This is a genomic window from Rathayibacter sp. AY1F8, assembly GCF_002932165.1.
Classification (GTDB): Bacteria; Actinomycetota; Actinomycetes; order Actinomycetales; family Microbacteriaceae; genus Rathayibacter.
Genome location: NZ_PSVB01000008.1, coordinates 1 through 24,873, shown reverse-complemented (window position 1 = coordinate 24,873; position 24,873 = coordinate 1). Strand labels below are relative to the sequence as shown.

Below are 24,873 nucleotides of genomic sequence, written 5' to 3'. Positions count from 1 at the left end.
GGGCGCCGGATCTGATCCGGCGCCCCTTCCGCGCGTCGCCTGCGGGACGGGTCCCGACGGACGATCAGTCGCTGCGGGCGTCGTCCCGGGCCTCGACCTCGTCCGGGAGCGGGCGGGCGACCGGGATCTTGCTGCCCAGCACCTGCGCGACGACGTCGCGAGCGATGTGCTGGGGAGTGAGTCCGACGTCCTCGAGGATCTCCTCGCGCTTGGCGTGGTCGAGGAACTGGTCGGGCAGCCCGAGCTCGGTCACCGCGGTGTCCACGCCGGCCTCGCGCAGGTCCTGGCGGATGCGTGTGCCGATCCCGCCGACGCGCACCCCGTCCTCGATCGAGACGACGATTCGGTGCTCGCGGGCGAGCTCGATGATGCTGGTGGGCACGGGCACGACCCAGCGGGGGTCGACGACAGTGGCTCCGATGCCCTGGGCCGCGAGCCGCTGAGCGACCTCGAGACCCATCGCGGCCATCGGCCCGACCGTGACCAGCAGCACGTCCTTGCGCTCGGCGCGGGCGAGCACGTCGACCCCGTCGCCGAGACGCTCGACGGCGTCGATCTCGTCGCCGACGCTCCCCTTCGAGAAGCGCACCACGGTCGGCGCGTCGGTGACGCCGACGGCCTCGCGCAGCTCCTCGCGCAGGCGCACGGAGTCGCGCGGAGCGGCGAGACGGATGTTCGGGACGACCTGCAGGATCGCCAGATCCCACATGCCGTGGTGGCTCGGACCGTCGGGTCCGGTGACTCCGGCGCGGTCCAGCACGAAGGTGACGCCCGCTCGGTGCAGTGCGACGTCCATCAGCACCTGGTCGAAGGCGCGGTTCACGAAGGTGGCGTACAGCGCGACGACCGGATGCAGCCCGCCGAAGGCGAGACCGGCGGCCGAGGTCACGGCGTGCTGCTCCGCGATGCCGACGTCGAAGACGCGCTCCGGGTACTTCTCCGCGAGGCGGTCGAGACCGACGGGCCGGAGCATGGCGGCCGTGATGCCGACGATCGTCGGGTCCTCGTCGGCCAGCGTGACGATCTCCTCGGCGAACACCGAGGTCCACGAGCGGGCCCCGGCCGCGCTCAGCGGCTCGCCCGTCTCGGGGTCGATCTGCCCGACGGCGTGGAACTGGTCGGCGAGGTCGTGCACGGCCGGACCGAAGCCCTTGCCCTTCTGGGTGATCGCGTGCACGATGACCGGCTGGCCGTAGTCCTTCGCCTGCTGGAGAGCCTCCTCCATCGCCGTCAGGTCGTGTCCGTCGATCGGCCCCAGGTACTTGATGTCGAGGTTGGAGTAGAGCGCCTCGTTGTTGATGAAGCGGCTGAGGAAGCCGTGGAGCCCGCCGCGCACGCCGCGGTAGACGGCGGCGGCGGGGCCGCCCAGCCGCTCCGAGACGGCCCGGGAGCCGCGGTGCATCGTGCGGTAGGTCGGCCGCGTGCGGACGCCGTTGAGGAAGCGGGCCATGCCGCCGATGGTCGGGGCGTAGGAGCGCCCGTTGTCGTTGACCACGATGACCAGCCCGCGGGAGTTGTCGTCGCTGATGTTGTTCAGCGCCTCCCAGGTCATGCCGCCGGTGAGGGCGCCGTCGCCCACGACCGCGACGACGTGGCGGTCGGTCTGACCGGTCATCGTGAAGGCGCGGGAGATGCCGTCCGCCCAGGACAGCGAGCTGGAGGCGTGCGAGCTCTCGACGATGTCGTGCGGCGACTCCCTCCGCTGCGGGTAGCCGGCGAGGCCGCCGCGCTGCCGGAGCTTCGAGAAGTCCTGGCGACCGGTGAGCAGCTTGTGGACGTAGGACTGGTGTCCGGTGTCGAACACGATCGCGTCGTGCGGCGAGTCGAAGACCCGGTGGATCGCGATGGTCGTCTCGACGACGCCGAGATTCGGCCCCAGGTGGCCGCCGGTCTTCGAGACCTCGCGCACGAGGAAGTCGCGGATCTCCTGCGCCAGCGTCTCGAGCTCGGCCGCGGTCAGGCGATCGAGATCGCGAGGACCGCCGATGGTCTCGAGAACAGCCATGCGCGCCGCCTTCCAGGGTCGTGAGCGAGGTGGGGACGTCTCCCGAGTCTACGCACGGGGCCCCCGGGAACGCGTGTGCGCCTCCCCCGCAGGGAAGGCGCACACGCTCTGCGGCTGATCTAGACGAGCGAGCGCAGCACGTACTGCAGGATGCCGCCGTTGCGGTAGTAATCCGCCTCACCGGGGGTGTCGATGCGGACGACCGCGTCGAACTCGACGGTCTGCTTGCCCTCGGCCGAGTGCTCGGTCGGCTCGGCGACGACGTGGACCGTCTTGGGGGTGACGCCCTCGTTCAGCTCCTCGATGCCCGAGATGCTGATCGACTCGGTGCCGTCCAGGCCCAGCGACTCCCAGCTCTCGCCCGCGGGGAACTGCAGCGGGACGACGCCCATGCCGATGAGGTTCGAGCGGTGGATCCGCTCGAAGCTCTCGACGATGACCGCCTTGACGCCCAGCAGGCTCGTGCCCTTGGCCGCCCAGTCGCGCGACGAGCCGGAGCCGTACTCCTTGCCGCCCAGGATGACGAGCGGGGTGCCCTCGGCCTGGTAGTTCTGCGACGCGTCGTAGATGAACGACTGCGGGGCGTCCGGCTGAGTGAAGTCGCGGGTGTAGCCGCCCTCCACGCCGTCGAGCAGCTGGTTGCGCAGGCGGATGTTCGCGAACGTGCCGCGGATCATCACCTCGTGGTTGCCGCGGCGCGAGCCGTAGGAGTTGTAGTCCTTGCGGTCGATGCCGTGCTCGTCGAGGTAGCGGCCGGCGGGGCTGTCGGCCTTGATCGAGCCGGCCGGGCTGATGTGGTCGGTCGTGACGGAGTCGCCGAGCTTGGCGAGCACGCGGGCACCGGCGATGTCGGTGACCGGGGTCGTCTCCATCGTCATGCCGTCGAAGTACGGGGGCTTCCGCACGTAGGTCGACGACTCGTCCCACTCGAAGATCGAGCCCTCGGGGGTCTGCAGCGCGCGCCAGCGCTCGTCGCCGTCGAACACGCCCGCGTACTGCGTGTCGAACATCGACTTGTCGATCGACGAGTCGATCGTCGCCTGAACCTCGGCCGCGTCGGGCCAGATGTCCTTGAGGAACACGTCGTTGCCGTCGGAGTCGGTGCCGAGCGCGTCGACCTCGAAGTCGAAGTTCATCGAGCCGGCGAGCGCGTAGGCGATGACGAGCGGGGGGCTCGCCAGGTAGTTCATCTTCACGTCCGGGTTGATGCGGCCCTCGAAGTTGCGGTTGCCCGAGAGCACGGCGGTCACGGCGAGGTCGTTGTCCTGCACCGCGGCCGAGATCTCCTCGAGCAGCGGGCCGGAGTTGCCGATGCAGGTCGTGCAGCCGTAGCCGACCGTGTAGAAGCCGAGCGCTTCGAGCGACTCGGTCAGGCCGGCCTTCTCGTAGTAGTCGGTGACGACCTTCGATCCGGGCGCCAGCGTGGTCTTGACCCACGGCTTGGCCTTCAGGCCCTTCTGCGCCGCGTTGCGGGCCAGCAGGCCGGCCGCGAGCATGACGGACGGGTTCGACGTGTTGGTGCACGAGGTGATCGCCGCGATCGCGACGGCGCCGTGATCGATCGTGAAGGTCCCGCCCTCGCCGAGCTCGACCGTGGTCGGCTTGGAGGCGGTCGCCGGCGCGTGCGAGCGGTGGGTGTGCTCGTGGCTGCTGTGCTCGTCCTGCGGCTGCAGCTCTCCGGGGTCGGAGGCGGGGAACGACTCCGCGATGGTCAGGTCGACGATGTCGTGCGAGACGTCCGCGTAGTTGGTGAGGTCCGATTCGAACTGCGTCTTGGCGGACGAGAGCTCGATCCGGTCCTGCGGGCGCTTCGGGCCGGCGATCGAGGGGACGACGGTGCCGAGGTCGAGCTCGAGGTACTCGCTGAAGACCGGCTCGACCGCGGGGTCGTGCCAGAGCTTCTGCAGCTTGGAGTACTGCTCGACGAGGGCGATCTGCTCGTCGCTGCGGCCGGTGAGGCGCAGGTAGTCGAGGGTCACGTCGTCGATGGGGAACATCGCGGCGGTGGAGCCGAACTCGGGGCTCATGTTGCCGATGGTGGCGCGGTTGGCGAGCGGCACCGCGGCGACGCCGGCCCCGTAGAACTCGACGAACTTGCCGACCACGCCGTGCTTGCGCAGCATCTGCGTGATGGTGAGCACGACGTCCGTCGCGGTCACGCCGGTCGGGATCGAGCCGGTGAGCTTGAAGCCGACGACCTTCGGGATGAGCATCGAGACGGGCTGGCCGAGCATCGCGGCCTCGGCCTCGATGCCGCCGACGCCCCAGCCGAGCACGCCGAGGCCGTTGACCATCGTCGTGTGCGAGTCGGTGCCGACGCAGGTGTCGGGGTAGGCGCGCAGCACGCCGCCCACCTCGCGGGTCATGGTGACGCGGGCCAGGTACTCGATGTTGACCTGGTGCACGATGCCGGTTCCGGGCGGGACGACCTTGAAGTCGTCGAAGGCGGTCTGGCCCCAGCGGAGGAACTGGTACCGCTCGCCGTTGCGCTCGTACTCGAGCTCGACGTTGCGCTCGAGCGCGTCCTCGGTGCCGAAGAGGTCGGCGATGACGGAGTGGTCGATGACCATCTCGGCGGGCGCGAGCGGGTTGATCCGGTTCGCGTCGCCGCCCAGGGCAGCGACGGCCTCGCGCATGGTGGCGAGGTCGACGATGCAGGGCACGCCGGTGAAGTCCTGCATGACCACGCGGGCCGGCGTGAACTGGATCTCGGTGTCGGGCTCCGACTCCGGGACCCACTCGCCGAGGGCGCGGATGTGGTCGGCGGTGATGTTCGCGCCGTCCTCCGTGCGGAGGAGGTTCTCGAGCAGCACCTTGAGGCTGAACGGGAGCTTCTCGTGACCGGGGACCCGGTCGATGCGGAACACCTCGTAGTCGGTCGAGCCGACCTTCAGGGTGTCTTTCGATCCAAAGCTGTCTACCGCGGACACGTCGCCCTCTCCTTCGCTGACTGCAGCGTCCGCCGACGGGCGGAGCCGCTCTCCGTCCTCATCTTGACGACCGCGCACAGCGGCCTGCCACCAAGGAGGACCTAACTCCTCGACGCCGAGGCGCCCGGTCGACCTCGCCGCGACGGTGCGGGGAGGCGAGCGCTATTTATCTCGACGTCGAGACAATTCTATGCACGATCCGGAGCATCGCCCGCATCGGCGCGCTCGTCGGCTCCGCGGTACTCGGCCCGGACGGCGAGCACGGTGAGCACCAGCAGCGGCGCGTACAGGGGCAGGCCCAGCGCCAGCTTCCAGATGCCCAGCGCCGTGGTGTCCTCGGCGAGGAACAGCGGGTACTGCACGGCCAGGCGCAGGAGGAAGAGCCCCGCCCACGCGAGGGTCAGGGCGCCGAAGAGGCGGCGCTTGCGCCGATCGGACCGCCAGGAGGTGCCGTCCCCCATCAGGAAGCCGGCGGCGACGCCGATCAGGGGCCAGCGCACGAGGACGGAGAGGAGGAAGACGAGCCCGTAGACGAGGTTGGTGAGCAGCCCCAGGGCGAAGTTGTCGACGCCCCGCCCGGTGAACAGCGCCAGTGCGGCCGAGACCACCACGGCGAGCAGTCCGCCGACGGCCTGGATCACCGGCGTCCGGCCGAGCACCCGCGCCACCGTGAACGCCACGGCGAGCCCGACGGACGCGACCAGCGAGAGCACGAGCTCCGAGGTGACCGTGTAGAGCAGGACGAAGGCGATGCCGGGCACGACGGCCTCGAGGATCCCCCGGACGCCGCCCATGGTGCGCAGCAGCGCCTTCCCGTCGAACGGCTCGCCGTCGGCGACCGCGCCGAGCCCCGAGCGGCGGGCGGCCTGCGCGATCGCGTCGCCGACCTCGGGCCGGACCGGCTCCTCCGATCGGGCCGGGTCCTCGGGCCGCACCGGCTCCATGCCGGTCAGCTCGCGCTCTGCTGGGTCTGGCTGCCGGTCGGCACCTTCAGCGGGATCAGGTCGCGCGGAGGCATCGGGCCGCTGCCGCGGACCACGACGATGCTGCGGAAGAGCTCCTCGACCGAGGCGGCCGCCTGCTCGTCGACGGCTCCGGCTCCGGCGATCACGCCGCGGAGGAACCAGCGCGGACCGTCGACGCCGACGAACCGGGCGACGCGGGTCTGGCCGCCGGCGATCGGGAGCTCGGCGACGAGCTCCGGACCGAAGACGCCGTCGCGCTCCGTCGTCGATCCGCCCTGACGGCCGATCTGCTCGGCGATCTGGCCGCGGATCTCGTGCCAGAGGCCCGAGGAGCGCGGCGCGGAGAAGGGCTGCACCTGCAGCGTCGACCCGGCGTAGTCGAGGCCGACGGCGATGACGCGCTTGGTCCCCTCCTCGACCTCGAGGCGGATGTGCATGCCCTCGCGGGGAAGCACCTTCACCCCGCCGAGGTCGATGTAGGGGCGGACCGGGTTGGCCTCGCGCTCGTCCAGGGGCCCGGCCTCCGCGCGGTCCTCCGGCGCCGACTTCTCGAAGTCCTGCTGGACGGGCTCGGCGGCCTCGCCGGTCGTGGACTGGATGTCGCTCATGCGCTCTCCTCGTGGATTCTGGTCTCCTGGGCGCCGGCGGCGTACCCGGTGGATCCGAAGCCGCCCGTGCCGCGGACCGACTCGGGAAGCTCGTCGACGGCCGTGAACCTCGCCTGGACGACGGGGACGATCACGAGCTGCGCGATCCGGTCCCCCGCCGAGACGCGGTACGTCTCGCGGCTGTCGGTGTTCAGCAGCGCCACCCGGATCTCGCCGCGGTAGCCCGCGTCGATCGTTCCGGGGGCGTTGACGACGGTGATGCCGTGCCTGAAGGCCAGCCCGCTGCGGGGGACGACGAAGCCGGCGTGGCCCTCCGGGAGGGCGACGGCCACCCCTGTGCCGACGGAGGCGCGCTCACCGGGGGCGAGCACCACGTCCTCCGTCGAGTGGAGATCGGCTCCCGCGTCGCCCGGACGGGCGTAGGAGGGGAGCCGGTCCGCGGTGATCGGGACGTCGACGGTTGCAGGCACGTGACGAGGGTAGACCAAACGTCTGATCCAATAGGGTCATGCCGTCCTACCGAGAGAGGCTGTGGCCCGCGCCCTGGCTCTTCGTCGCCACCGCCCTCGTGATCCCCGCCAGCATCCTGGTGTTCGCGCCCATCGACCTCGCGGTGGGGGTGATCGTCGCGGTCGTTCTGTACGCGGGCTGCGTGCTGTCGCTGCTGGCGCTCTCCCCCGTGATCGAGGTGGCGGAGGGGGAGCTGCGCGCCGGCCGCGCGCACATCCCGCTGGACCTCGTGGGCGAGCCGTCCTCCTACTCGGGGGACCAGGCGTTCGCCGAGCGCGGGACGCGCCTGGACGCGCGGGCGTACCTGGTCATCCGCGGCTGGGTGAAGGAGGTGGTGCGGGTCCCGATCGAGGATCCGGCCGACCCGACGCCGTACTGGCTGGTCTCCACTCGCCGCCCGGACGACATCGTCGCCGCGATCCGGGGATCACGGCGACGGAGCGGTCGTCCTTCGGAGCCGGGAGGCGCTTAAGCGGCGCACTCCAGGCAGATCGGTCCGAGCTTCTCCTCGTGGTCGATCTGCGAGCGGTGCTTCACGAGGAAGCAGCTCACGCACGTGAACTCGTCCGCCTGGGGCGGAAGGACCACGACGTCCAGATCGAGGTCGGACAGATCGGCACCGGGCAGTTCGAATCCGCCCGGGTTGTCGGCGTCATCGACGTCGACGACTCCGGACATCTTGTCGGGGACTCGCTCCTTCAGGGCCTCGATCGACTCGGAGTCGTCATCGGTCTTGCGGGGGGCGTCGTAGTCCGTAGCCATTCCCATCCACTTCTTATTTCTGCTGTTCAACAAATCGGCGGGGTCAGTGTGCATCACGACGCATCGATTCGCAAACCACCTCGAACGGCTCTTGACACCCGCTCGCCCCGCCTCCTTCCGCACCAACTTTCGACCCGCCCGGGGTATTCCCGGCCGATCGCCCGGGCGCGTGGCATCCTTGCCCGGTCCGCGTCCAGAAGGAGGATCCCCACGATGATGGAACTGAAGGTGATCGGCGTCGAGGGCGGATCGCTCGTCCTCGTGTCCGAGGGCGGCGAGCGCTTCTCGGTTCGCATCGACGAGACGCTGCAGAGCCAGCTGCGGCCGCGGGTCCACACCCTCCCGCCGCGCGAGAAGCGCGTCTCCCCCCGCGAGATCCAGGCCCACATCCGCTCCGGGCTCTCCGCCGAGGAGGTCGCCGAGCTCACGGGCGCCGACCTGGGCTACGTCCAGCGCTTCGAGGGACCCGTCACGGCCGAGCGCGAGCACATCGTCGCGTCCGCTCTCGCCGTGCGCGTCTACACGACCACCGACCCCGATCCCCTCGAGGAGGGCACGCCCTTCGGCGACGTCATCCGCGACCGCCTCGCGTCGCTCGGCGCCGAGGGCGAGCAGTGGTCGAGCTGGAAGGAGGAGGAGGGCTGGGTCGTCAAGCTCCTCTTCCGCTCGGACGAGATCGACCACGACGCCCGCTGGCGCTTCGACCCGCGGAAGGCGCTGCTGTCGCCGCTGACCTCCGAGGCGATCACGCTCTCGCAGCAGGGCGAGATCCGGCCGACCCTCATCCCGCGCCTGCGCGCCGTCATCCCCGCCGCCGTCGACGAGCTCGCCACGCGCTTCGACCCGGAGTCCGCGGAGGCGCCGAGCCGCTCCGCCCGGGCCGACCACCCCACCGCCGGCCGCCCCGCCGCGATGCCGCACGCCCGACCGGCCGCCGTCCGCCCCTCCGACACGGAGCCGCAGCCGGCCCTCTCCGAGACCCCGCGCCCGATCTCGACGCTCCCCCGCCCCGTCACGAGCACGACGGAGCAGCGCGAGCGCAACCTCAACGACACCGCCGACCTGCTCGACGCCCTGCGGCGCCGCCGGGGCGAGCGCGATCACGCCTCGAGCCTCCGCGTCCGCGAGGAGCCGGAGCCCGAGGCCGAGGCCGCTCCTCCCGTCGAGAAGGCACCGGAGCCGCCGCGCACCGCTCCCCCGGTCCCCGAGCAGCCGTCGGGCGTGCGCGGGAGCCTCCGCAGGGGGCGGGCGTCCATGCCGAGCTGGGACGAGATCGTCTTCGGAGCGCGCAGCGACGACTGACCCTCCGCCGGCGCGGCTCCGCCGGGGTGGACGGTGCCCCCCGTCCCCTCGGCCCGGCTCAGGCCAGCGCGCCGAAGCGGAGGAGCGGCACCTGCGTCTCCTCCGGCGTGAGCGACCCGTGCTGCCCGATCATGGAGCGGCCGGAGGAGTCGTCCGCCGCGTAGTAGGCGATGGTCCTCCGCGCCGCGACGAACACGTCGCCCATCCGCTCGGCCGCCGCCGGAGAGACCTCGCCGAACCAGCCGCTCGCGGCGACCTCGTCGCGCGTCGCGATCCAGGCGCGTGCGCCCTCCGCCTCGGTCCAGCGCCGCGCCACCTCGTCGGGGTCCACACCCGGCTCGAGGTGCAGCTGCAGGCAGCGGGGCTCTCCGCCGAGGTGCCGGACGCCCTCGAGCAGCGGTCCCCGCTCGACGAGAACGTGCGAGGACGCCGGGACGTCCACGATGCCGTGGTCGGCGGTGACCAGCACGCTCTCGCGGGCGGAGAGCCCGCGGACCGCTCCGCCGACCTCCCCGTCCAGGAGCTCGAGCGCTGCCGTCCACTCCGGCGACTCCCAGCCGCGCGCGTGCGCCGCCTGGTCGAGCTCGGGGACGTAGAGGTACACGAGCTGCCGGCCGCCCTCGTCGAGCAGGGCGCGCGCCGCCGTGAAGCGCTCGGCGACGCCGCCGGCGGAGTGGTACTCGGCGCCGCGCAGGATCGCCCGCGTGAGACCGGAGCGGGCGTACCGCGCGGGGCCGATCACTCCGGCCCGGACACCGGCGGCCGAGGCCTGCTCGAAGACCGTGGGGTGGGGCTGCCACGTCTCGGGCACCATGCCCTCGTCCCAGCCGGAGAGCTGGTTGACCAGGCGGTCGGAGGCGCGGTCGAGCACGCGGTAGCCGACCATCCCGTGCCCGCCCGGGCGCAAGCCCGTCGTCAGGCTCGCCAGGGCCGCCGCGGTGGTCGTCGGGAAGCCCGAGACGAGCGTGGTGCCGCGGTTGAGGGCCGGAGCGAGCGTGCGCGAGTGGCCCCCGCGCTGGCGGAGGTTCGCGGCACCCAGGCCGTCGACGAGGACGACCACGATCCGCTCGACGCGGGGCGAGCCGAAGAGGCCGGGGCGGCCCAGGAGCGCGTCGAGGGCGCCCGGCAGGACATCGGCGAGGCTCCGCCGCCCGTCGGGGGCTGGCGGTAGCATGTGGGTCATCGCGCCCAGTTTCGCACAGCGCCGCCGTCCCCGCCGGGCCGGTGCAGCGGAGCGTCCGCGTGAACGGGAGGGCCGGTCCCGTCCGCGAGGCGCCGTCTCCGCTCCGCCCGTCCCGTCGAGCGCCGCAGGGCGGTGCAGTCCCCCGCCGCCGCCCCGCGCCCGCCACCGAATCGAGTCATGAACGCTGCAGCCCCCTCCTCCGGATCCTCGCTCACCGAGCGCATCGAGGACGTCGACGTCTCGGCCGAGATGGAGGGGTCCTTCCTCGAGTACGCGTACTCGGTCATCTACTCGCGGGCCCTGCCCGACGCCCGCGACGGCCTCAAGCCGGTGCAGCGCCGGATCCTCTACATGATGAGCGAGATGGGGCTGCGGCCCGATCACGGCCACGTGAAGTCGGCCCGCGTGGTCGGCGAGGTGATGGGCAAGCTGCACCCGCACGGCGACGCCTCGATCTACGACTCCCTCGTCCGCCTCGCCCAGCCGTTCACGATGAGGGTCGCCCTCGTCGACGGGCACGGCAACTTCGGCTCCCTCGACGACGGCCCGGCCGCAGCCCGCTACACCGAGGCCCGCCTCGCCCCGGCCGCCACGGCCATGACCGAGCACCTCGGCGAGGACGTCGTCGACTTCGTCCCGAACTACGACAACTCGCACGACCAGCCCGAGGTCCTCCCCTCCGCGTTCCCGAACCTGCTGGTCAACGGGGCCAGCGGCATCGCCGTCGGCATGGCGACGAACATGGCGCCCCACAACCTCGTGGAGGTGATCGGGGCGGCCCGGCACCTGATCGCCCATCCCGACGCGTCCCTGGACGACCTGATGTCGTTCGTCCCGGGACCGGACTTCCCGAGCGGTGGCACGATCGTCGGCCTCGCCGGCGTGCGCGACGCCTACGCGACCGGCCGGGGCGGCTTCAAGACCCGCGCCCGCGTCTCGGTCGAGAGCATCACCGCGCGCAAGTCCGGCCTGGTCGTCACCGAGCTGCCCTACCTCGTCGGCGCCGAGAAGGTCATCGACAAGATCAAGGACGGCGTCCAGAACAAGAAGCTCAGCGGCATCTCGGACGTCACCGACCTGACGGACCGGGACAACGGCCTCCGGCTCGTCATCGGGATCAAGACCGGCTTCAGCCCCGAGGCCGTCCTCGAGCAGCTCTACCGCTACACGCCCCTCGAGGACGCGTTCTCGATCAACAACGTCGCGCTGGTCGACGGCGGCCCGCGCACCCTCGGCCTGAAGGAGCTGCTGCAGGTCTACATCGGCCACCGGGTGCAGGTCGTCACCCGGCGGACCCGCTACCGACTGCGCAAGCGCCAGGAGCGGCTGCACCTGGTCGAGGGCCTGCTCATCGCGATCCTCGACATCGACGAGGTCATCCAGCTGATCCGCGGGAGCGACGACACCGCGGCGGCGCGGGCCCGGCTGATCGAGGTCTTCGACCTCAGCACCCTGCAGGCCGACTACATCCTCGAGCTCCAGCTCCGCCGCCTCACGAAGTTCTCGCGCATCGAGCTCGAGACCGAGCGCGACACCCTCCTCGCCGAGATCGCCGAGCTCGAGGCCCTCCTCGCCAGCCGCTCACGGATCGACGAGCTGGTCTCGGACGAGCTCGACGAGGTCGCCCAGCGCCTCGGGACCCCGCGGCGCACCCTGCTCACCGAGGCGCGTCCCTCCGTCGCCACCACCGGGCGGAAGGCCGCCGCGGTGCTCGAGATCGCGGACGTGCCCTGCCGGGTGCTGCTGAGCACCACCGGCCGCATGGTGCGGGTCGACCGCGACCCCGAGGCCGCTCCCCACCCCGAGCGCGCCACGCGCCGCTCGAAGCACGACGCCGTCCTCAGCGTGCTCGACACGACCAGCCGGACGGAGATCGGCGCGGTCACCAGCGCCGGTCGGCTCCTCCGCTTCTCGCCGGTCGACGTGCCCGCCGTCCCCTCCTCCTCGGTGCAGCTGGGCGCGGGCGTGCGCATGAGCGACTACCTCCCGCACCTGGCGAAGGACGAGCGGGTGCTCGCGCTCGTCGCCCTCGACGACGAGCGGCCGATCGCGCTCGGCACCCAGCAGGGCGTCGTCAAGCGCGTCGCGCCGGGCGAACTGCCCAACCGCCCGGACATCGAGCTCATCGCCCTGAAGCCGAAGGACGCCGTCGTGGGCGCGGCCGCGTCGGCGGAGGAGGACGAGCTGGTCTTCGTCACCGGCGAGGCCCAGCTGCTGCGCTTCCCCGCGTCCGCCGTCCGCCCTCAGGGCCGGACCGCCGCGGGGATGGCCGGGGTCAAGCTGGCCGAGACCGACGACGTCGTGCACTTCGCCGTCGTCGCCGCCGAGGACCGGGACGAGGCCGTCGTCGCGACGGTCGCCGTCGACAGCTGGGCCCTCTCGGGGACCGACACCGGCAGTGCGAAGGTCTCGCCGTTCTCGGAGTTCCCCGCCAAGGGCAGGGCCACCGGCGGAGTCCGTGCGCAGCGCTTCCTCAAGGGTGAGACCGCCCTCGGAGTGGCGTGGGTCGGCCCCGGTCCCGCGCACGCCCTCGAGGCCGACGGCTCGGTCGCCGCGCTGCCCGACTCCGGGATGAAGCGCGACGGCTCCGGCGTGGCGCTCGCGGCGCCGATCGCGACGATCGGAGCGGCGCCCGAGGTGTTCTGAGCCCCGCGGCTCAGACGTCGATGCGGTCCCGCGACAGCGACTCGGACCCGCGGACGATGAACTCCTTGCGGGGTGCCACGTCGTTGCCCATCAGCAGCTCGAACACCCGGCCGGCGTTCTCCGCGTCGGCGACCCGCACCCGGCGGAGGGTGCGGCGGGAGCGGTCCATGGTCGTCGTGGCCAGCTGGTCCGCGTCCATCTCGCCGAGCCCCTTGTAGCGCTGGATCGGGTCCTGGTAACGGCGGCCCGCCTTGCCGAGGGCCGCGAGCACGCTCTGCAGCTCCTTCTCGGAGTAGGTGTAGATCGTCTCGTTCGGCTTCTTCCCCGCGTTCATCACCACGAGCCGATGCAGCGGAGGCACGGCGGCGAAGACGCGCCCCGCCTCGACGAGCGGCCGCATGTAGCGGAAGAAGAGCGTGAGCAGCAGGGTTCGGATGTGGGCGCCGTCGACGTCGGCGTCGCTCATCAGGATGATCTTCCCGTAGCGGGCGGCCGAGAGGTCGAAGGAGCGGCCGGAGCCGGCTCCGATCACCTGGATCATCGAGGCGCACTCGGCGTTCGAGAGCATGTCGGCGATGCTCGCCTTCTGCGTGTTGAGGATCTTCCCTCGGATCGGCAGCAGGGCCTGGTACTCGCTGTTGCGGGCGAGCTTGGCGGTGCCGAGGGCGGAGTCGCCCTCGACGATGAAGAGCTCGCTGTTCTCGACGTCGCTGCTGCGGCAGTCGACCAGCTTCGCCGGAAGGGAGGAGGACTCCAACGCGTTCTTGCGGCGCTGCGTCTCCTTGTGCGCGCGGGCCGAGATCCGCGACTTCATCTCGGCGACGACCTTCTCGAGGAGCTGGGAGGTCTGCGCCTTGTCCTCGCGGCGCGTCGAGGAGAACACCACGCCCAGCGTCGAGGCGATGGTGGAGGCGACGATCGCGCGGACGGCGGGCGTGCCCAGCACCTCCTTCGTCTGGCCTTCGAACTGCGGCTCAGGGAGCCGCACGGTCAGCACGGCGCTGAGCCCGGCGAGGACGTCGTCCTTCTCGAGCTTGTCCGAGCCGACCTTGAGGCGGCGGGCGTTCGCCTCCACCTGAGAGCGGAGCAGCTTCAGCAGGCCCTGCTCGAAGCCGGTCTGGTGCGTCCCGCCCTTGGGCGTCGAGATGATGTTCACGAAGCTGCGCATCACCGTCTCGTAGCCGGTGCCCCAGCGCAGGGCGATGTCGACCTCGCAGGTGCGCTCCACCTCGGTGGGCACCATGGCGCCGCCGGGGGTCAGCACCGGCACGGTCTCGGTGAAGGTGCCGGAGCCGGTGAGGCGCAGCACCTCGGTCACGGGAGCGTCGGGGGCGAGGAACTCGACGAACTCCGAGATGCCGCCGTCATAGCGGAACATCTCGGCGCGGCGCTCGTCCGCCCTGTCGTCGACGATGTCGATCGTCAGGCCGGGGACGAGGAACGCGGTCTGCCGGGCACGCGTCACCAGGTCGTCCGTCTGGAACGAGGCGCCCTTCGTGAAGATCTGGCGGTCGGCCCAGTAGCGCACGCGCGTTCCGGTGACGCCCTTGGCGACCTTCCCGACGACCGTCAGCTCCGACCCGTTCTCGAACGGCGTGAACGGAGCGTCGGGGGTGGGCTCGCCCGCGTCGGCGAAGCGCCCGGGCTCCCCCCGGTGGAACGACATCCGGTAGGTGCGGCCGTTGCGGTCGACCTCGACGTCGAGGCGCTCCGAGAGCGCGTTGACCACGGAGGCGCCGACGCCGTGCAGACCGCCGGACGCCGCGTAGGACCCGGAGCCGAACTTGCCGCCCGCGTGCAGCTTCGTGAACACGACCTCGACTCCGGAGAGCCCCGTCTTCGGCTCGATGTCGACCGGGATCCCGCGCGCGCGGTCGCGCACCTCGACGCTGCCGTCGGCGTGCAGGAGCACGCTGATCTCGGTCCCGTGCCCGGCCAGCGCCTCGTCGACGGAGTTGTCGATGACCTCCCAGAGGCAGTGCATGAGGCCGCGCGAGTCGGTCGATCCGATGTACATGCCGGGCCGCTTCCGGACCGCCTCGAGACCCTCGAGGACGGAGAGGTGGCGGGCGTTGTAGTCGGTGGAGGCCATCCGCCCAGTCTACTTTCGGGAACCGCTCCGGCCGCGGTGGCGCGGCACCCGGCGACAGCACGATGGCCGCTCGGCGCGGCGCCCCTACGCGCAGAGCGAAATGCCGACCGATCGACTCCGTGCGGAAACAATCGCGTGCTTGGATGGGTTCTACTAAGCAGAGATCGAAGAACGAGTGCAGGAGGCCAAGTCATGTCGACCACAGCAACCCAGAACGGCGTGGACGAGCTCGCCGGTGCCCACCAGCTCTCCGCCGCCGACCGCTGCGACAGCTGCGGTGCCCAGGCGTACATCCGAGTGGTCGTGAACAACGGAGAACTGCTGTTCTGCGCGCACCACGGGAAGAAGTACCAGGAGAAGCTCTCCAGCATCGCCCAGAGCTGGCACGACGAGTCCGCCCGACTCTTCGAGGAGCAGCGTCCCTAGCGCGTCCCCGATCAGCCCGGACGGCGCGTCAGCGCCCTACCGACCGACACCGAGCCGCTTCGCGATCACTTCGCGAGCGGCTCGTGCCGTTTCATCGACCAGGCGGAGACGCTCGTCCGACGGGGAGTAGGCGTCGCCGAGGGCGCGCCGCAGGATCGCGTCCGCGAGCGACGGGTTCTTCGCGAGGACGGGGCCGTGCAGGTGCGTGCCCAGAAGGCCTCCCTCCGCGTAGCCCTCGTGGCCGGCGCCGTCGCCGGTGCCGTGCAGCACTCGGCCGAGCGCGTCCTCGGGCGCGATCCCGGTCATCCGGCGCTCGTGGTTCTCGAATCCGACGAGGACGCCGCCCGGCGTCTCGACGAGGAGGTCGTCGGTCGCGCGCTCGCCCGTGACCGAGTCTCCGGGGAACAGTCCGATCCCCCGGGCGCCGCCCGCGGCCGTGCTGATCGAACCGGCCAGCATCTCCCAGCCGGCTCCGACCGCGACCACCTGAGTGCCCTGGTCGACCCAGACCCGCAGCGTCGGCGCGATCTCGTGGAGGAGTGCCAGGACGCCCGGGAGGTCCTCGTCCGCTCCCGTCCCGGCGACCAGGACGTCCGGACGGACCTCGGCGTCGGAGGCGGTCGCCAGCGGCACCACCTCCGCCTCGACGCCCGACCAGCGCGCCCGAGCCGCGAGGACCCGGGCGTTCGCCGCGTCGCCGTTGCTGTCCAGGACGTCGGGAGCGAGCACGGCGATGCGGAGGGTGGTCACGCGGTCTCCTCGCGGTTGGTGATGAGCTGCAGGTGCGCACGGGTGCGGCGCATCGAATCGGCCGAGAAGACGATGGTCTTCCGGCCGGAGGCGGGGGTCGGCAGAGCGAGGAACGCGTCGAGCGCGCGACCCAGGTCCTCGTCGACGGAGTCGACGCGCACGCCGTCGTAGCGCAGGTGCAGCGCCGCCTCGTGCGCCTTCGACCCCGAGACGACCCGGACGTGCCCGAGCACGGAGGTGTCCACGGGCCAGAAGTAGGAGGGGTCTCGGACGTCGGAGCCGATCGCGAGCATGATCTGCTCGGTCCCCTCGGGGATCTCCGCGATGTTCAGGCGGTAGCTCGCCGGGTTCTGAACCAGGACGAACTCGACCTCGTGGCCGCGCACGGTGACGATCTCGCCCCGCCCGAAGACGGGGTCGATGCTCGAGAGCGCGGAGGCGGCGAGGACCGGGTCGAAGCGCTCGGCGAGCACGGCGCGGGCCGTGGAGACGGCCGCCGCGGCGTCGACCGCGTAGTGGACGCCCCGCGCGGGGAGCCGGACCTCGAGCGGGTCGCCGTCGCTGACGATGCGCGCGACCGCTCCCGTCGTGCTCTCGACGACGGTGGTGGCACGGTCGGTCCCGGCCTCCGCCTCCGCGGCGTAGCCGAGACCGCCGGACGCGGAGTCGCGGACGGAGGAGGAGACGCCGTACCAGCGGATCCGCTCGTCGGGGAGGGATGTCGCGACATCGGCGACGTGGCGGTCGTCGGCGTTCAGCACGACGGGACCGGTCGCGCGGGAGGCGATGGTGCCGAGCATCCGGGCGACCATGGCCGGATCGAAGAAGCGGTCGATCTGGTCGACCACCACGTTCGTCAGCAGGACGACGCGGGGGCGCATCCGGGGCGCGAGGCGCGCGCCGTGACCCTCGTCCATCTCGAGGACGGCGATGTCGGCGTCGATCCGTCCGCGGAGGTCGGCCCGCTCCAGGAGCGCGGAAGTCAGCCCCTGGGCGATGTTGGCCGTCGAGGGGTTGGTGAAGACCCGGAGCCCGTGCGCGCGGAGCACCGCGACCAGCATCTTGGTCGTGGTCGACTTGCCCGCCGATCCCGTGACGACCACGAGGCCGTCCTGGAATCCGTCGAGCACCGCGGGCAGGAATCCGGGCGCGACGCGGTTCACCACGAGTCCGGGCACGGCGGATCCCCCGCCGGGCTTCCGGACCCGCGCGGCGAACCGGGCGGCCCTCCCGAGGAGGACCGCCGGAGCGTAGCGGATCACCGGCCTACTCGAGGTAGTCGCGGAGCGACTGCGAGCGGGACGGGTGGCGGAGCTTGGCCATCGTCTTGGACTCGATCTGACGGATGCGCTCGCGCGTCACGCCGAAGGTGTCGCCGATCTGGTCGAGCGTCTTCGGCATGCCGTCGCCGAGGCCGAAGCGCATGCGGATCACGCCGGCCTCGCGCTCCGAGAGCGAGTCGAGCAGCGACTCCAGCTGCTTCTGCAGCATGGTGAAGCCCACGGCGTCGGCCGGGACGACCGCCTCGGTGTCCTCGATGAGGTCGCCGAACTCGCTGTCGCCGTCCTCGCCCAGGGGCGTGTGCAGCGAGATCGGCTCGCGCCCGTACTTCTGCACCTCGATGACCTTCTCGGGGGTCATGTCGAGCTCGCGCGAGAGCTCCTCGGGCGTGGGCTCGCGGCCCAGGTCCTGGAGCATCTGGCGCTGCACGCGGGCCAGCTTGTTGATGACCTCGACCATGTGCACCGGGATGCGGATGGTGCGGGCCTGGTCGGCCATCGCGCGGGTGATCGCCTGGCGGATCCACCACGTGGCGTAGGTCGAGAACTTGAAGCCCTTGGTGTAGTCGAACTTCTCGACCGCACGGATGAGGCCCAGGTTGCCCTCCTGGATGAGGTCGAGGAACTGCATCCCGCGACCGGTGTAGCGCTTCGCGAGGCTGACGACGAGCCGGAGGTTCGCTCCGAGCAGGTGGCTCTTCGCGCGCTGGCCGTCCTTCGCGACCCAGCGCAGCTCGCGGACGAGCTCCGGGCTGAGGTCGGTCGAGTTGGCGAGCTTGTCCTCGGCGAACAGGCCGGCCTCGATGCGCATCGCGAGCTCGACCTCCTCGGCCGCGTTCAGGAGCGCGACCTTGCCGATCTGCTTCAGGTAGTCCTTGACCGGGTCGGCGGTGGCGCCGGTGATCGCGGTCGAGTAGACCGGGACCTCGTCGTCCTCTCCGCCGAACGACAGGACGAGCGCACCGCTCGGGAGCGGCTCGGCCGGAGCGGCGACGGCAGCGGCGGCCGGGGCCTCCGGCGTCTCCGCGTCGTCCTTCGCGTCGGTCTCGGTGTCTTCGGCGACGACCTCGGTCTCCTCCTCCTCCGCCGCCTCGTCGGGCTCGACGGCGTCGGTCGGCTCCTCCTCGGTGTCGGCGGGAGCGGCGGCCTTGGTCGTGGCGCGCGAGCGGGTCGTCTTGGCCGCGGTGGTCTTGGCCGCCGTGGTCTTCGCCGCGGGCTTGCGCGTCGCGGGCTTCTTGGTGGTCGTCGTCACGTCGTCGTCGACGGCGTCGAGCGTTGCGGTCTTGGTAGCTCTGGTGGCCATGGCGGCACCTCTCCATCCGTTGCGTCCCGGGGGCGGGCGGCGCGGGAAGGCGTCGTCCGTCGGTGGGCATTACGAGGACCCATGTCAAGTCGAGGACGTCGCACGCCCGACGTGGGCCTGGTGCTCCTCGACCCGAACGGGTCCTATTGACAATTATTGCACGTCTGAGTAGTGCAGCCGTGCGGTGCGGTGCGAGTGGGGCTCGATCCGGCGGGATCCGGGCCGTTCCGCTGGGACATCGCGTCTGCAGAAGGGCGGATCGACGGACGACCGTCAGCGCCCCGCGCGGCCGCGGCGCATCCGGTCACTCAGTGCAACCCAGAGAGGGGCCACGGTTATTCCCTCGTCCTCGGCCAGGCGGCGGCGGGTCCGGCGGCGCGCGACGACGAGTCCGACGACTCCGGCGCCGACCACCACGTACTGCACGCACCACGCCAGGCGGAAGTGCTCGAGCGAGTAGGTCTGCTCGGAGGAGGCACCGGGACCGGCCAGTGCGTCGAGGATCAGGCCGATCGCGAACATCATCGTGAAGCTGGCCAGGAACCCGCCCACGTTGACGACTCCGTTCGCCGCGCCGAGGCTCCGCGAGGGGTTGAACGTGCGGGCGAAGTCGAACCCGATCATGGAGCCGGGGCCGCCCGCTCCGACGACGATCAGGAGCAGCACCACGAGCCAGTACGGCGGGACGCCGGGCCAGAGCAGCACGACGGTCCAGGCGACCGCCATCGCCGAGACGATCCCGAGCACGAGGTTGCTGCGGCGCATGGGGTGGCGAGCGGTCAGGACGCCGAGCACCGGCCCGACGACGATCCCCGCGATCACGACGATCGTGAGGGTCGGCGCGGCGACGGTCGGCGGCAGGCCGATCGCGTAGACGAGGAAGGGGTAGCCCCAGAGCAGCGTGAACACCGTGCCGGAGGACTGCGTGACGAAGTGCGACCAGAAGCCGAGCTGCGTCCCCGGCCGGCGCAGGCTCACTCCGAGCTGCGCGATCGTCGCCCGGAGCGTCGGAGGCACCACCGTGATCGGCTCGGTGCGCGGCGGGACGTCGGCGACCAGGAGGAGCACGCCGAGGAAGGACACGGCCCCGAGGCCGGCGGCGCTGAGGAACGCGGGCTCCCAGCCGAACGTGTGGAGGATCGCCGCGAACGGGAGTGCGGAGAGGATCTGGCCCACCTGGCCGATGTTGCCGATCCACTGCGAGAGCTGCGGCACGATCGGTCCGCTGAACCAGGTCACCGTGAGGCGGATCACGGAGGTGAAGATCGCGGCGTCCCCGGCTCCCAGCAGGATCCGCCCGACGATCGCGACGCCGATGCCCGGCGCGATCGCGACCACGACCTGGCCCGCCATCATCAGGGCCGTGCCCGAGAGGATCAGGGTCCGCGGGCCGAACCGGTCGATGAGGATCCCGACCGGGATCTGCATCCCGGCGTAGACGATCAGCTGGACGACGGCGAGCGACGAGAGGACGGCGGCGGCCACCCCGAACCGCTCCGCGGCGTCCACTCCTGCGACGCCCAGCGTCGTGCGGTCCAGGACCGCGACGAGGTAGGCGAACGCTCCGGCACCGAAGACGAACCAGGCTCGACGATCACGCACTCGTCCGATCCTACGGCCGCTCAGGAGGCGGTGGGCTCCTCGCCCGGGCGGCGGATCGCGAGGAACTTCTCGAGCTCGGCGGCGATCGCGTCGGCGCTGGGCACGAAGCCGTCCTCGTCGGTGAGCGGCGAGCGGAGGCTCGTCCCCTCCATGTAGGTGTCGTGCCGCGCCTCGAGGGCCGAGACCAGCTTCTGCAGCTCGTCGTTGCCGCCGACCTGCTCGTCGACCTTGCCGAGGAACTCCCGCCCGCTCTCGCGCAGGCGGTCCGTCGGGAAGATGAGGCCGGTCGACGCCGAGATGCTCTCGAGCGCCGCGACCGCCGCCTGCGGGTACTCGGTGTCCGACAGGTAGTGGGGGATGAGCAGCGCGAAGCCGACCACGGTCAGACCGCGCTCGTAGAGGCGCAGCTCGAGCAGGTGGAGGACGTTCGAGGGCACCTGCGTGTGCGGCTTCCAGACCGACATCGCCTCGATCAGGTCCTCGCGGTTGCCGCTCACGGTGACGCCGACGGGCCGGGTGTGCGGCACGGGCATCGGGATCGCCTGGACCCACGTGGTCGAGGCGACGTCGAGCCGCTCGAGGAGGGAGACCACCGCGCGGGTGAACCGCTCCCACTGGAAGTCGGGCTCGAAGCCGGTGAGCAGGAGGAACGGCTGGTGCAGCTCGTCGTGCGCGAGCGAGAGCCGGAGCATCGCAGGACGGTAGTCCGTCAGGTGGTCCTGGTCGAACGTGATGATGGGGCGGCGGGCCCGGTAGTCGAGCAGCTGATCCTGGTCGAAGACCGCGACCCCGCGGTGCTCGAGGGTCTCGAAGAGGTACTCCCCCAGCTGCCCCACCGCTCCCCCGGCGTCGGCCGAGCCGGTCAGGCCCGCGACGAGGTGCAGCCCGCGCGGGATCTCGGAGAGGTCGCCCTCGATCTCGAACAGGTCTTCTGGATCCAGCATGCGTCCAGTCTAAACGGGGGTCCCGGCGCCCCGGCCGGGTCCGCTGAGCCCTCAGCGAACAGCGCCTAGCATTGCCGCCATGCCCCTCTCCTCTCTCGAGTACTCGACCGTTCCCGCCTCCGACATCGACACCGACGCCCTCGTCCTCGGCGTCGCCCCGGGACCCGACGGTCCCCGGCTCGTCGGCGCGGAGGGCTTCGAGGAGCTGGCCCCCGCGCTGAGCGCGCTCGGCGCGACCGGCGCGGCCGAGACGCTCGTGCGCGTGCCGTCCTCGGTCCGTGCCGGAGTGATCGTGCTCGTCGGACTCGGCTCGGCGGAGCCCGACGACACCGCGCTGCGGAACGCCGCGGGCGCCGCCGTCCGCCTGCTCGCGGGGTCCGCCTCCGTGGCCCTCTCCCTCCCCGCCGGCTCCGACGGCACGCTCGCCGCGGTCGCCGAGGGTGCCGCGCTCGGCTCCTACTCCTTCACCGCCTTCCGCGGCAGCACCGCCGCCGCGGCGAAGGCGCCCGTCGAGCACGTCGTCCTGCTGGGCGGCGGCGAGTCGGCCGACCCCGCCGTCCTGGACCGGGCGCTCGTGCTCGGCCGCGCGGTCGGCACGGTGAAGGACCTCGTCAACACTCCCCCGTCGCACCTCTACCCGCAGACGCTGGCCGAGGCCGTGCAGACCGGCGCAGAGGGACTGCCCCTCGAGGTCACCGTCTGGGACGAGGAGGCCCTCGCGGAGGAGGGGTTCGGCGGCATCCTCGGAGTCGGCAGCGGCTCCTCCCGCCCGCCCCGCCTCGTGAAGGTCGCCTACGCGCCCGAGGGCGCGAGCACCCACCTCGCCCTGGTCGGCAAGGGCATCACCTTCGACAGCGGCGGACTCTCGCTCAAGCCGCCGGCCTCGATGATCGGGATGAAGACCGACATGGCGGGCGCGGCGACCGTGTACGCCGTCGTGCGCGCCATCGCGGAGCTCGGCCTCCCGCTCCGCGCGACCGCCTGGCTCTGCATCGCCGAGAACCTCCCCTCCGGGACCGCGATCCGCCCGGACGACGTGCTGACCGTGCGCGGCGGGACCACGGTGGAGGTGCTGAACACCGACGCCGAGGGCCGACTGGTGCTCGCCGACGGCCTCGTCGCCGCCAGCGAGGAGCAGCCCGATGCGATCATCGACGTCGCGACGCTGACCGGCGCCTCCGTGGTCGCCCTCGGCAACCGGACCGTCGGCGCTCTGGGCGACGACGAGCTGGTCTCCCGCGTCCTCGACGCCGCCCGCGCGGCGGGAGAGCCCTTCTGGCAGATGCCCCTCCCCGCGGAGCTGCGACCGCTGCTCAACTCGGACGTCGCCGACATCGCGAACGTCAAGCCGGGCAACACCGCCGGCGGCATGCTCCTCGCCGGCCACTTCCTCCGCGAGTTCGTCGGGAAGCGCGGCGAGGGCGAGGACGCGACCACGATCCCGTGGGCGCACCTCGACATCGCCGGCCCCTCGAGCAACGGAGGCGGCGGCTACGGCTTCACCGGAGCCGGCGCCACGGGGGTCTCGGTGCGCGCGCTGATCGCTCTGGCCGAGGGCTTCGCGAGCGCGTAGTAGGGTCGACGGGGCGGGAGATCCCGCCTCGTCCCCCCTCCCGATCCGCTCGGCGCTCAGCGCCGGAGCCGGTCGGCCGGGAAGCGGGACCGCACGTCGCGAGGGAGTCACTGGGTGTCGGAAGAGCGCTACGACCTGGTCGTGCTCGGAGGTGGCAGCGGCGGGTACGCGGCGGCCCTCCGGGCGACGCAGCTCGGGATGAGCGTCGCGCTCGTGGAGCGCGACAAGCTCGGCGGCACCTGCCTGCACCGCGGGTGCGTGCCCACCAAGGCCCTGCTGCACGCCGCCGAGCTGGCGGACGGCGCCCGCGAGGGAGAGAAGTACGGCGTGCTCTCGAGCTTCACCGGGATCGACATGGCGGGCGTCACGCGCTACCGCGAGGGCGTCGTCGCCGGCAAGTACAAGGGGCTCCAGAGCCTCGTGTCCTCGCGCGGCATCACGGTCGTCACGGGCGAGGGCCGTCTCACCGCGCCCGGCACGGTGACCGTCGGCGAGCACGTGCTCCACGGCGCGTCGATCGTCGTCGCCACCGGGTCCGCCTCCCGCACCCTCCCCGGCATCGAGATCGGCGGCCGGATCCTGACGAGCGACCAGGCTCTCGAGCTCGACCACGTGCCCGCGAGCGTCGTCGTCCTCGGCGGCGGAGTGATCGGCGTCGAGTTCGCGAGCGTCTGGCGCTCGTTCGGCGCCGAGGTCACGATCGTCGAGGCCCTCCCCCACCTCGTTCCCAACGAGGACGAGAGCGTCAGCAAGCAGCTGGAGCGCGCCTTCCGCAAGCGGGGCATCGCCTTCCAGCTGGGATCCCGCGTCGCGTCGGTCTCGCAGAGCGAGGGCGGCGTCTCCGTGTCGCTCGAGAGCGGCGCCACGGTGGAGGGCGAGATCCTGCTGGTCGCCGTCGGCCGCGGCCCGGTGACCGCGGGCATCGGCCTCGAGGAGGCCGGGGTCCGCCTCGACCGCGGCTACGTGCTGACCGACGAGCGCCTGCAGACCTCCGTCCCCGGCGTGTACGCCGTGGGCGACATCGTGCCGGGGCTCCAGCTCGCGCACCGGAGCTTCCAGCAGGGGATCTTCGTCGCGGAGGAGATCGCCGGTCTGGGCCCGCAGGTCGTCTCGGACGTCAACGTCCCGAAGGTGACCTACAGCGACCCCGAAGTGGCCTCCGTCGGCCTCGGCGAGGCCCGCGCGATCGCCGAGTACGGCGCCGAGCGCGTCGCCGTGTACGACTACGGCCTCGGCGGCAACGCCCGGAGCACGATCATCGGGACCACCGGCTCCGTGAAGGTCGTGCGCCTGGTCGACGGCCCCGTCGTCGGCGTGCACATGGTCGGAGCCCGCGTCGGCGAGCTGATCGGCGAGGCTCAGCTCATCGTGAACTGGGAGGCGCACCCCGAGGACGTCGCGCCCCTCGTGCACGCGCACCCCACTCAGAACGAGGCGCTCGGCGAGGCGCACCTCGCTCTGGCCGGGAAGCCGCTGCACGCCCTGTAGAACCACTGCGGTGCGGCGATCCGCCGCTTCCGCATCAGTAAGCTGGACATCGAAACACAAGCGTCTTAAGGAGACAGGCTCATGAGCGAATCCGTCAGCCTCCCGGCACTCGGAGAGAGTGTCACGGAAGGAACGGTCACCCGCTGGCTGAAGAACGTCGGGGACCGCGTCGAGGTGGACGAGCCCCTGCTCGAGGTCTCGACCGACAAGGTCGACACCGAGATCCCGTCGCCCGTCGCGGGAGTGATCGAGGAGATCCTCGTCCAGGAGGACGAGACCGTCGAGGTCGGCGCCGAGCTGGTGCGCATCGGCGACGGCTCCGGAGCCGCGTCGGCGTCCGAGCCCGAGGCTCCCGCCGAGGAGGCCCCCGAGGTCCAGGCCGCCGAGACCGAGGCCACCGACGAGGCGACCCCGTCGGTCGACGCCGAGAGCGACGCCGAGGCCCCCGCCCCGGCCAGAGCGAGGTGCGCCTCGCCGAGCGCCTCGTTCTGAGTGGGGTGCGCG

At 71.8% G+C, this 24,873-nt stretch carries 19 protein-coding genes and 1 pseudogene; 7 read left to right on the top strand and 13 right to left on the bottom strand.

All coding sequences use genetic code 11. The annotated features are described in order from the left end of the window. Positions 1-64 precede the first annotated feature (64 nt). From dxs to dut, 5 genes are all read right to left on the bottom strand, one after another. On the bottom strand, positions 65-2,005 hold the full coding sequence (dxs, locus tag C5C35_RS08025) for a 1-deoxy-D-xylulose-5-phosphate synthase (protein WP_104222098.1): 1,941 nt from the start codon (positions 2,003-2,005) through the stop codon (positions 65-67). A 119-nt stretch (positions 2,006-2,124) separates the two neighbouring features. Continuing rightward, complete coding sequence (gene acnA, locus C5C35_RS08020) at positions 2,125-4,935, bottom strand: aconitate hydratase AcnA (RefSeq protein WP_104262907.1); 2,811 nt, start codon at positions 4,933-4,935, stop codon at positions 2,125-2,127. A gap of 188 nt (positions 4,936-5,123) precedes the next feature. After that, complete coding sequence (locus C5C35_RS08015; protein WP_104262906.1) at positions 5,124-5,879, bottom strand: DUF3159 domain-containing protein; 756 nt, start codon at positions 5,877-5,879, stop codon at positions 5,124-5,126. Between the two features lie 5 nt (positions 5,880-5,884). Further along, on the bottom strand, positions 5,885-6,508 hold the full coding sequence (locus C5C35_RS08010) for a DUF3710 domain-containing protein (protein ID WP_104222103.1): 624 nt from the start codon (positions 6,506-6,508) through the stop codon (positions 5,885-5,887). Continuing rightward, a complete protein-coding gene (gene dut / locus C5C35_RS08005) occupies positions 6,505-6,978 on the bottom strand; it encodes a dUTP diphosphatase (protein WP_104222105.1) in 474 nt (157 codons plus the stop codon). The genes C5C35_RS08010 and dut overlap by 4 nt, the downstream gene beginning before the upstream one ends. Before the next feature lie 38 nt (positions 6,979-7,016). Here dut and C5C35_RS08000 point away from each other — a divergent pair, with 38 nt between their 5' ends. Further along, the gene (locus C5C35_RS08000; RefSeq protein ID WP_104232568.1) at positions 7,017-7,490 is read left to right on the top strand and encodes a DUF3093 domain-containing protein; all 474 of its coding nucleotides are present in this window, start codon (positions 7,017-7,019) and stop codon (positions 7,488-7,490) included. Here C5C35_RS08000 and C5C35_RS07995 read toward each other — a convergent pair. Continuing rightward, positions 7,487-7,780: a DUF4193 domain-containing protein gene (locus C5C35_RS07995; RefSeq protein ID WP_055792269.1), complete on the bottom strand. Its 294-nt coding sequence runs from the start codon at positions 7,778-7,780 to the stop codon at positions 7,487-7,489. The genes C5C35_RS08000 and C5C35_RS07995 overlap by 4 nt on opposite strands. A gap of 213 nt (positions 7,781-7,993) precedes the next feature. Between C5C35_RS07995 and sepH the strand changes: the two genes are divergently transcribed. Beyond that, positions 7,994-9,082, top strand: coding sequence for a septation protein SepH (gene sepH / locus C5C35_RS07990; protein WP_104238755.1), 1,089 nt, complete (start codon positions 7,994-7,996; stop codon positions 9,080-9,082). A gap of 58 nt (positions 9,083-9,140) precedes the next feature. On the opposite strand, the gene C5C35_RS07985 is transcribed toward sepH, so the two are convergent. After that, positions 9,141-10,265, bottom strand: coding sequence for an alkaline phosphatase family protein (locus C5C35_RS07985; protein WP_258066427.1), 1,125 nt, complete (start codon positions 10,263-10,265; stop codon positions 9,141-9,143). A 177-nt stretch (positions 10,266-10,442) separates the two neighbouring features. Here C5C35_RS07985 and C5C35_RS07980 point away from each other — a divergent pair, with 177 nt between their 5' ends. Further along, on the top strand, positions 10,443-12,911 hold the full coding sequence (locus C5C35_RS07980; protein WP_104222110.1) for a DNA topoisomerase (ATP-hydrolyzing) subunit A: 2,469 nt from the start codon (positions 10,443-10,445) through the stop codon (positions 12,909-12,911). Between the two features lie 10 nt (positions 12,912-12,921). Here the strand turns inward: C5C35_RS07980 and C5C35_RS07975 are convergent, their stop codons facing one another. Next, positions 12,922-15,003 (bottom strand): type IIA DNA topoisomerase subunit B, encoded by a 2,082-nt coding sequence (locus tag C5C35_RS07975; RefSeq protein WP_104222112.1) that lies wholly within the window; start codon positions 15,001-15,003, stop codon positions 12,922-12,924. A 192-nt stretch (positions 15,004-15,195) separates the two neighbouring features. Here C5C35_RS07975 and C5C35_RS07970 point away from each other — a divergent pair, with 192 nt between their 5' ends. Continuing rightward, complete coding sequence (locus tag C5C35_RS07970) at positions 15,196-15,429, top strand: hypothetical protein (protein ID WP_068212876.1); 234 nt, start codon at positions 15,196-15,198, stop codon at positions 15,427-15,429. A gap of 36 nt (positions 15,430-15,465) precedes the next feature. Here the strand turns inward: C5C35_RS07970 and C5C35_RS07965 are convergent, their stop codons facing one another. The 5 genes from C5C35_RS07965 to C5C35_RS07945 all read right to left on the bottom strand — a co-directional run bounded on the left by C5C35_RS07965 (position 15,466) and on the right by C5C35_RS07945 (position 21,308). After that, complete coding sequence (locus tag C5C35_RS07965) at positions 15,466-16,179, bottom strand: type 1 glutamine amidotransferase (RefSeq protein ID WP_146084578.1); 714 nt, start codon at positions 16,177-16,179, stop codon at positions 15,466-15,468. Beyond that, a complete protein-coding gene (locus C5C35_RS07960) occupies positions 16,176-17,441 on the bottom strand; it encodes a Mur ligase family protein (protein ID WP_104262904.1) in 1,266 nt (421 codons plus the stop codon). Before C5C35_RS07960 ends, C5C35_RS07965 begins: the two co-directional genes overlap by 4 nt. Before the next feature lie 4 nt (positions 17,442-17,445). After that, positions 17,446-18,762 (bottom strand): RNA polymerase sigma factor, encoded by a 1,317-nt coding sequence (locus tag C5C35_RS07955; protein WP_104232561.1) that lies wholly within the window; start codon positions 18,760-18,762, stop codon positions 17,446-17,448. 273 nt (positions 18,763-19,035) lie between these two features. After that, complete coding sequence (locus C5C35_RS07950) at positions 19,036-20,364, bottom strand: nitrate/nitrite transporter (protein WP_104222120.1); 1,329 nt, start codon at positions 20,362-20,364, stop codon at positions 19,036-19,038. 20 nt (positions 20,365-20,384) lie between these two features. Beyond that, complete coding sequence (locus C5C35_RS07945; protein WP_104225227.1) at positions 20,385-21,308, bottom strand: proteasome assembly chaperone family protein; 924 nt, start codon at positions 21,306-21,308, stop codon at positions 20,385-20,387. Between the two features lie 79 nt (positions 21,309-21,387). Here C5C35_RS07945 and C5C35_RS07940 point away from each other — a divergent pair, with 79 nt between their 5' ends. The 3 genes and pseudogenes from C5C35_RS07940 to C5C35_RS07930 all read left to right on the top strand — a co-directional run. Then, on the top strand, positions 21,388-22,881 hold the full coding sequence (locus C5C35_RS07940) for a leucyl aminopeptidase (protein WP_104248027.1): 1,494 nt from the start codon (positions 21,388-21,390) through the stop codon (positions 22,879-22,881). 114 nt (positions 22,882-22,995) lie between these two features. Beyond that, on the top strand, positions 22,996-24,369 hold the full coding sequence (gene lpdA, locus C5C35_RS07935; protein ID WP_104222126.1) for a dihydrolipoyl dehydrogenase: 1,374 nt from the start codon (positions 22,996-22,998) through the stop codon (positions 24,367-24,369). Between the two features lie 81 nt (positions 24,370-24,450). After that, positions 24,451-24,822: pseudogene (locus C5C35_RS07930) on the top strand (biotin/lipoyl-containing protein); the annotation flags it as partial. Positions 24,823-24,873: the final 51 nt, after the last annotated feature.